The 7,551-nt window shown below is 40.9% G+C and carries 6 protein-coding genes; 5 read left to right on the top strand and 1 reads right to left on the bottom strand.

Features of this window, described 5'->3' with window-relative positions:
• A partial coding sequence (locus SORDD05_RS03305) for an N-acetylmuramoyl-L-alanine amidase family protein (RefSeq protein ID WP_061417812.1) occupies positions 1–1,843 on the top strand: 1,843 nt, incomplete at its 5' end.
• Between the two features lie 47 nt (positions 1,844–1,890).
• On the opposite strand, the gene SORDD05_RS03300 is transcribed toward SORDD05_RS03305, so the two are convergent.
• Entirely contained in the window at positions 1,891–3,369 is a 1,479-nt protein-coding gene (locus SORDD05_RS03300; protein WP_061417070.1) for an oligosaccharide flippase family protein, read from the bottom strand.
• Positions 3,370–3,491: 122 nt separating this feature from the next.
• On the opposite strand from SORDD05_RS03300, the gene mecA reads away from it, so the two are divergent.
• The 4 genes from mecA to msrA form a co-directional block, all read left to right on the top strand.
• Positions 3,492–4,232, top strand: coding sequence for an adaptor protein MecA (mecA, locus tag SORDD05_RS03295; RefSeq protein ID WP_061417069.1), 741 nt, complete (start codon positions 3,492–3,494; stop codon positions 4,230–4,232).
• Between the two features lie 147 nt (positions 4,233–4,379).
• A complete protein-coding gene (locus tag SORDD05_RS03290; protein ID WP_061417068.1) occupies positions 4,380–5,666 on the top strand; it encodes a homoserine dehydrogenase in 1,287 nt (428 codons plus the stop codon).
• A gap of 1 nt (position 5,667) precedes the next feature.
• Complete coding sequence (gene thrB / locus SORDD05_RS03285; protein WP_061417067.1) at positions 5,668–6,537, top strand: homoserine kinase; 870 nt, start codon at positions 5,668–5,670, stop codon at positions 6,535–6,537.
• Positions 6,538–6,741: 204 nt separating this feature from the next.
• Positions 6,742–7,551: peptide-methionine (S)-S-oxide reductase MsrA (msrA, locus tag SORDD05_RS03280; protein WP_231077318.1), on the top strand; the 810-nt coding region annotated here is incomplete at its 3' end.

Genomic DNA, 7,551 nt, shown 5'->3' with positions numbered 1-7,551 from the left:
AGGAAAGAGAATCTACCTTGGTGGAGATTTGGATAATGCCGAAGGAGCGGAAGATAAGTTAGGTCCAGTTATCGGCAAGGTTGATATGATGAAATGGAATCATCATTATGATGCGACAATTTCAAATACGATTAATTTTCTTGAAAACCTATCTCCAAAGATGATTATTCAGACAACTGGCGGTGATATTAATGTTGCTTCAACCAGAGAATATCTCCAAAAGAAAAATATTCAAGTTCTCAGAGCTTCTAGTCAAACTCAGGATGCAACTGTTTTTGATATTAGTGATAACGGATTTGCTAATGTTTCTAATCTCTTCCCTGACATCCCTGTAGTTGACGAAAAATGGTATCAAGAAGGTGGCTACTGGAAATATCGTTTAGCAGATGGAGAAATGGCTATCGGTTGGAAAGAGATTGGCGGAGCCACTTACTTCTTTAATGGAAAAGGGCAAATGCAAGCAGGACGCTGGCTTCACCTTAATGATGATTGGGGAGAAAATGCTAAGGGGAATGATTACTATCTCAACTCAAATGGCAAAATGCAAACAGGCGGTTGGTTCAAGCTGGATGGCTCTTGGTATTATATCCAATCAAATGGCGCTAGACGATTTAGTGAACTTTCTGAAATTGGAGGGAAGAAATATCTCTTTGCAGCAGATGGAAAGATGTTAACAGGACATCAAGTCTTTAATGGTAAGAAAATGTTCTTTGCAGACAGTGGAGCTTTACAAGTTGGTAACAAAGTATCAAGTTGGAAAAAGATTGACTCGAATTGGTACTACTATGACGAGAATGGTAATGTAGCCGTCGGTCTAAAGAAGATTAATGGGGAAACCTATTATTTTGACAAAGATGGTATCATGCAGACCGGTTGGAATCGTATTGAGGGATACTGGCGTTACTTTGCTACTTCGGGAGCTATGAAAACTGGCTGGGTCAAGGATCAGGATACTTGGTATTATCTGGACAAAGATGGTATCATGCTCACTGGAAAACAAGATATAAATGGTACTCGTTACTACTTGAACGCTAGTGGTGCCATGCAAACGGGCTGGAGATGGCTAGAGAACAATTGGTATTACTATGCGAACTCAGGAGCTATGAAAACAGGCTGGATTAAGGATAATGAGAAATGGTATTATCTAAATCAAGATGGTATTATGCAGACTGGAAAACAAGAAATCAATGGTACGCGTTACTATTTGAATACCAGCGGTGCCATGCAAACAGGCTGGCAGTGGCTTGATAAACACTGGCATTACTACGCTGACTCAGGAGCTATGAAAACTGGTTGGTTGAAGGATCAAGGAACATGGTATTATCTTGAAGATCAGGAAGGTATCATGCTGGTCGGTTTCCAACAAGTAGATGGTAAGCAGTATTACTTTAGTGCATCAGGAGCAATGCAAACAGGCTGGAAATGGTTTGATAATCATTATCGTTACTTTGAAGCAAATGGAGCTATGAAAACAGGTTGGATAAAGGATAAAGGAATCTGGTATTATCTCAATCCTGAAGATGGTATCATGTTGGTTGGCCTTCATAAAGTAAATGGTGATCATTATTACTTTGATGAATCAGGAGCTATGCAGACCGGTTGGAAACGAATTGACGGTAATTGGTACTATTTCCAAACAGATGGTTCCTTGTTGAAAAATGCCACCACACCGGATGGTTATAAGGTAAACGAGGAAGGCATTTGGAGACAGGCTGTTGCTGCTGTCAATGGCGAAGCAGATCAGTCAGAGAAGAAGCAAGAAGCTAGTTCCTCTATTGCTGAACAGCCAAAACAAGATTCAAATCTAGAAGCCAATACTTCTGACAAGAAAGAAAAAGAATAAAAGAAACACCCTACTAGTAAACGCTCGTTTATCAGTAGGGTGTTCTTTTAGTTTCTTTTGATCTTAGCTAGTACTAGGTTCAGTGCATAGTGAAGTGTTTTATCCTTAGCGATAAAAAGCGTCAAGAGATAGTAGATTCCACAAGTGGCTATGGTAGAGAGAACCATGAGGATCATGTTGAGGTTCACCGTATAGGAACTGATTTGGAAAATCATCTTGAAAATATAGAAGATCGGGATAAAACCAAGGGATATGAGACCATAACGTGTTAAGGTCACAAAGATTTCTTTTAAATTGATTAGTTGGTGTTTCCTAATAAAATGAATTTCTAAGAGAACAACGATGGCTTCTGCAATAATGGTCGTAGCAATATAATACTCAGGGGCAAAAATATTATTGATATACAAGATACAGTTGAAGAGAAGATTTGCTCCACCACCAGCAAAGTAGAAAGCAGTCAAGCGGTTCTCGTGGTCATTGATAAAGATAATTTGCTTACCAAGAATCAATTCAATAGCCCAGATAATAGTTCGAAAGGCGAAGACGCTGGTCACGATACCTGCCTCAAGATACTTTTCAGAAGAGTAGATAACCGTTGCGTACTTTCCCAAAATCATAATCCCAAAACTAGTTGGAATCATGAGAAAATAGAATAAGGATGCCGCTTGATTTACAAGATAATTATAAGAATTGTAATCCTTTTTCCCAAGATAGTAGCCGAGACGTGGAATGCTGACACTGATAGCTCCACTTAAGACACCAGCAATCAGCATGACGATGCTATAGGCAATTGTATAATAAGAAATATAGTTTTCATCTGGTCCCTTGGTGATAAACATTCTATCTAGCAAGGTGTAGAGCATATTGGCATTTGCCAGGAGAAGCATAGTAAAGAGTGGTTTAGAAGCCTTAGCTAATTCGATGAAACCAATTTTAACAAAAGAAACTTCTCTCTTAATCCAAAGAAAACTAAGGAGGTAGTTGAGGATAGTGGTCGCTGTCATGACGATAGCATAAGGAACGATATCATCAGCCGTTTTAACGAAGGCAAAGATAGCGACCAGCATGGTAATTCGAATAATCAATGTCTTGTAAAGGATAAAGGCATAGTTTTCATAGGCCTCATTCATCCATTCGATATTGAGAAATTGGAAGAGTGCTTGAGCTCCTAGGATGTAGTAGAGAACTTTCAGATTCTCAATGCTGGTGTCAAAGAAGATAAAGAGGAAGTAGATACCAGTCGTCAGGAGAGAGGTGAAAACCGAGATATAAAACAACTTAGAAAAGACGTAGTTGATTTTATTCTTGTCATCCTTGACCTTACTGATAGCTCGAATCCCGTAGTTGTAAATCCCAAAGGCAGCTAGTGGAATAACAAAACTAGCCCAGGTATTGGCGGTATTGAAATAACCGTAGTTGGATTTGCTGAGGATCCGCGTCAGATAAGGGTTGGTTATCAGCGGAAAAACGATATTGAGAATATTGACCAGCAAGCTAGCCAAGGCGTTTACTTTTATATTTTTCATTGAACTTTCTTTCTTAAATGTAACATTATCTCTAGTATTATATCACATTCCAGCTTCATTCTTTTGATAAAATCGTAAAAATCTAGTATAATAGATAGACTGAAAGTATGAGGTTACTAGATATGAAGATGAAACAAATTAGTGATACAACACTGAAAATCACGATGACTTTAGATGATTTGATGGATCGAGGAATGGAAATTGCAGACTTTCTCGTTCCTCAGGAAAAAACCGAAGAGTTTTTCTATGCTATTTTAGATGAACTGGAAATGCCAGACAATTTCTTGGATAGTGGCATGCTGAGTTTTCGTGTGACGCCCAAACCTGATAAGGTGGATGTCTTTGTGACCAAGTCCAAGATTGACCAGAATCTGGATTTTGAAGATTTGGTGGATTTACCAGACATGGAAGAATTAGCCCAAATGTCACCGGATGAATTTCTCAAAACTCTGGAAAAGAGCATTGCAGACAAGACCAAGGACGATATTGAGGCCATCCAATCTCTAGAACAGGTCGAAGCAAAGGAAGAAGAGCAAGAGCAAGCGAACAAGGAGACGGAGAATAAGAAAGAACCTTATATCTACTACATCCTGCGCTTTGCAAGCCTTGCTGACTTAGTTGCTTTTGCTAAAACAGTGACTTTTGAGATGGAAACATCTGAACTCTATAAGATGAATGACCACTATTATTTGACAATTTTAGTCGATATTGAAAATCATCCAAGTCCATACCCAGCTTGGCTCTTGGCTCGTATGCGTGAATTTGCAGATGATAGTGACATCAGTCGTTCAGTCTTGCAAGAGTATGGGCAAATCTTGATCAATCACGATGCAGTCCTTGGTTTGCAAAAGATTAATTCATAATTTTTAAAATCAATTTTCATTTATCAAGAAAGACGAATCATGGGATTCGTTTTTTCTTTACTAGACTGAAATAGTGATTTACTATAATAGGAATTTTCACAAAATTCTGTTATAATGGCTATATCAGAAAATTTCTAGGAGACAAACATGACAGTTAAAATTGCTTTACTTGGATTTGGTACCGTTGCAAGTGGTGTGCCATTCCTCCTAAAGGAAAATGGAGAAAAAATCGTTCAGTCAGCTCATTCAGAGATTGAAGTGGCCAAGGTATTGGTCAAGGATGAAGATGAAAAGAACCGCTTGCTTGCAGCAGGGAATGACTTTAACTTTGTAACCAATGTAGATGATATTTTATCAGACAAAGATATTACCATTGTAGTGGAATTGATGGGGCGTATCGAACCAGCTAAAACCTTTATCACTCGTGCCTTGGAAGCTGGAAAACACGTTGTTACTGCTAACAAGGACCTTTTGGCTGTCCATGGTGCAGAATTGCTAGAAATCGCTAAAGAGCATAACGTAGCACTTTACTACGAAGCAGCAGTAGCTGGTGGGATTCCAATTCTTCGTACCTTAGCAAATTCGTTGGCTTCTGACAAAATCACGCGCGTTCTTGGTGTCGTTAACGGAACTTCTAACTTCATGATGACCAAAATGGTTGAAGAAGGCTGGTCTTACGATGACGCTCTTGCGGAAGCACAAAGATTAGGTTTTGCAGAAAGCGACCCTACAAATGACGTGGATGGGATTGACGCAGCCTACAAGATGGTGATTTTGAGCCAATTTGCTTTTGGTATGAAGGTTGCCTTTGACGATGTAGCCCACAAGGGAATCCGCAACATCACACCAGAAGACGTAGCTGTAGCCCAAGATCTGGGCTATGTAGTGAAATTGGTAGGTTCTATCGAGGAAACTCCTTCGGGTATTGCTGCAGAAGTGACTCCAACCTTCCTTCCTAAAGCGCACCCACTTGCCAGTGTAAATGGGGTAATGAACGCTGTTTTTGTAGAATCTATTGGTATAGGTGAGTCTATGTACTACGGACCAGGTGCGGGTCAAAAACCAACTGCAACAAGTGTTGTAGCAGATATTGTCCGTATCGTTCGTCGCTTGAATGATGGTACCATCGGTAAAGACTTCAACGAATATAGCCGTGACTTGGTCTTGGCAAATCCAGAAGATGTTAAAGCAAACTACTATTTCTCAATCTTGGCACCAGACTCAAAAGGTCAGGTCTTAAAACTTGCTGAAATCTTCAATGCTCAAGATATTTCCTTCAAGCAAATCCTCCAAGATGGAAAAGAGGATGACAAGGCGCGTGTAGTGATTATCACTCATAAGATTAATAAAGCACAGCTTGAGAATGTATCAGCTGAGTTGGCCAAAGCTTCAGAATTTGACCTCTTGAATACCTTCAAGGTGTTAGGAGAATAGGATGAAGATTATTGTACCTGCAACCAGTGCCAATATCGGGCCAGGTTTTGATTCGGTCGGTGTAGCTGTAACCAAGTATCTTCAAATTGAGGTCTGTGAAGAACGGGATGAGTGGTTGATTGAACACCAGATTGGTAAATGGATTCCCCATGACGAGCGTAATCTTTTGCTTAAGATTACCTTGCAAATTGCGCCGAACTTGCAACCGAGACGTTTGAAAATGACCAGTGATGTTCCTCTGGCGCGTGGTTTGGGTTCTTCTAGCTCAGTTATTGTTGCTGGGATTGAACTGGCCAACCAACTGGGCAAGCTCAACTTATCTAACCACGAAAAATTGCAGCTGGCGACCAAGATTGAAGGACATCCTGACAATGTGGCTCCAGCCATTTATGGAAATCTTGTTGTTGCGAGCTCCGTTGAAGGAAAAGTCTCTGCTATTGTGGCAGACTTCCCAGAATGTGATTTTTTAGCTTATATTCCCAACTATGAATTACGCACTCGCGATAGTCGTGGTGTCTTGCCTAAGAAATTGTCCTACAAGGAAGCTGTTGCTGCTAGTTCCATCGCAAATGTGGCAGTTGCAGCCTTATTGGCAGGAGACATGGTGACAGCTGGGCAAGCAATCGAGGGAGACCTCTTCCACGAGCGTTACCGTCAAAGTCTGGTCCGTGAATTTGCAACGATTAAGCAAGTAGCCAAAGAGAATGGTGCCTATGCAACCTACCTCTCTGGTGCTGGGCCAACAGTGATGGTATTGGCCTCTCATGACAAGATGCCGGCGATTAAGGCAGAATTGCAAAAGCAGTCTTTCAAAGGCAAACTGCATGACTTGAAAGTTGATACCCAAGGTGTCCGTGTCGAAACAAAGTAAAGAAATAGAGGATAGGATGGGGAAACTCTCGACCAGAGGGCTTCCTATCCTTTTTTTGAAAAGAAGTCTATACTCAATGAAAATCAAAGAGCAAATTAGGAAGCTAGCCGCAGGCTGTACTTGAGTACGGTAAGGTGACGCTGACGTGGTTTGAAGAGATTTTCGAAGAGTATTAGTTAAAAACTTGATAAAGGAGAAATAAAGATGGCAGAAATTTATCTTGCAGGTGGTTGTTTTTGGGGGCTAGAAGAGTATTTTTCACGTATTTCTGGAGTGCTAGCTACCAGTGTCGGCTACGCTAATGGGCAAGTCGAAACGACCAATTACCAGCTGATTAAGGAAACAGACCATGCAGAGACTGTTCAAGTGATTTATGATGAGAAAGTAGTGTCACTCAGAGAGATTTTGCTTTATTATTTCCGTGTTATTGATCCCTTGTCTATTAACCAGCAGGGGAATGACCGTGGTCGCCAATATCGAACGGGGATCTATTATCAGGATGAAGCAGACTTGCCTGCTATCTACACAGTGGTGCAGGAGCAGGAGCGTATGCTGGGTCGAAAGATTGCAGTAGAAGTGGAGAAACTTCGCCACTACATTTTGGCTGAAGACTACCATCAAGACTATCTCAAGAAAAATCCTTCGGGTTACTGTCATATCGATGTGACCGATGCTGAGAAGCCATTGATTGACGCATCTAACTATGAAAAGCCTAGCCAAGAGGTGTTAAAGGAAAGTTTATCTGAAGAGTCTTATCGTGTTACGCAAGAAGCTGCTACAGAGGCGCCATTTACCAATGCCTATGACCAGACCTTTGAAGAGGGCATTTATGTAGACATTACGACAGGTGAGCCACTCTTTTTTGCTAAGGATAAGTTTGCCTCAGGTTGTGGTTGGCCAAGTTTTAGCCGTCCGATTTCTAAGGAATTGATTCATTATTACAAGGACCTGAGCCATGGGATGGAGCGAATCGAGGTTCGTTCTCGGTCAGGCAATGCTCACTTGGGTCATGTT

This window comes from Streptococcus oralis, assembly GCF_001578705.1.
GTDB lineage: Bacteria > Bacillota > Bacilli > Lactobacillales > Streptococcaceae > Streptococcus > Streptococcus oralis_J.
The sequence above is the reverse complement of the archived record's forward strand: the minus strand, read 5'-3'. Positions and strand labels throughout refer to the sequence as shown.

What these genes read in the sequence shown, in the direction of transcription:
- thrB (WP_061417067.1), top strand. Translation starts at nt 5,668, where the DNA reads ATGAAGATTATTGTACCTGCAACCAGTGCCAATATCGGGCCAGGTTTT.
- mecA (WP_061417069.1), top strand. Translation starts at nt 3,492, where the DNA reads ATGAAGATGAAACAAATTAGTGATACAACACTGAAAATCACGATGACT.
- SORDD05_RS03300 (WP_061417070.1), bottom strand. Translation starts at nt 3,369, where the DNA reads ATGAAAAATATAAAAGTAAACGCCTTGGCTAGCTTGCTGGTCAATATT.
- SORDD05_RS03290 (WP_061417068.1), top strand. Translation starts at nt 4,380, where the DNA reads ATGACAGTTAAAATTGCTTTACTTGGATTTGGTACCGTTGCAAGTGGT.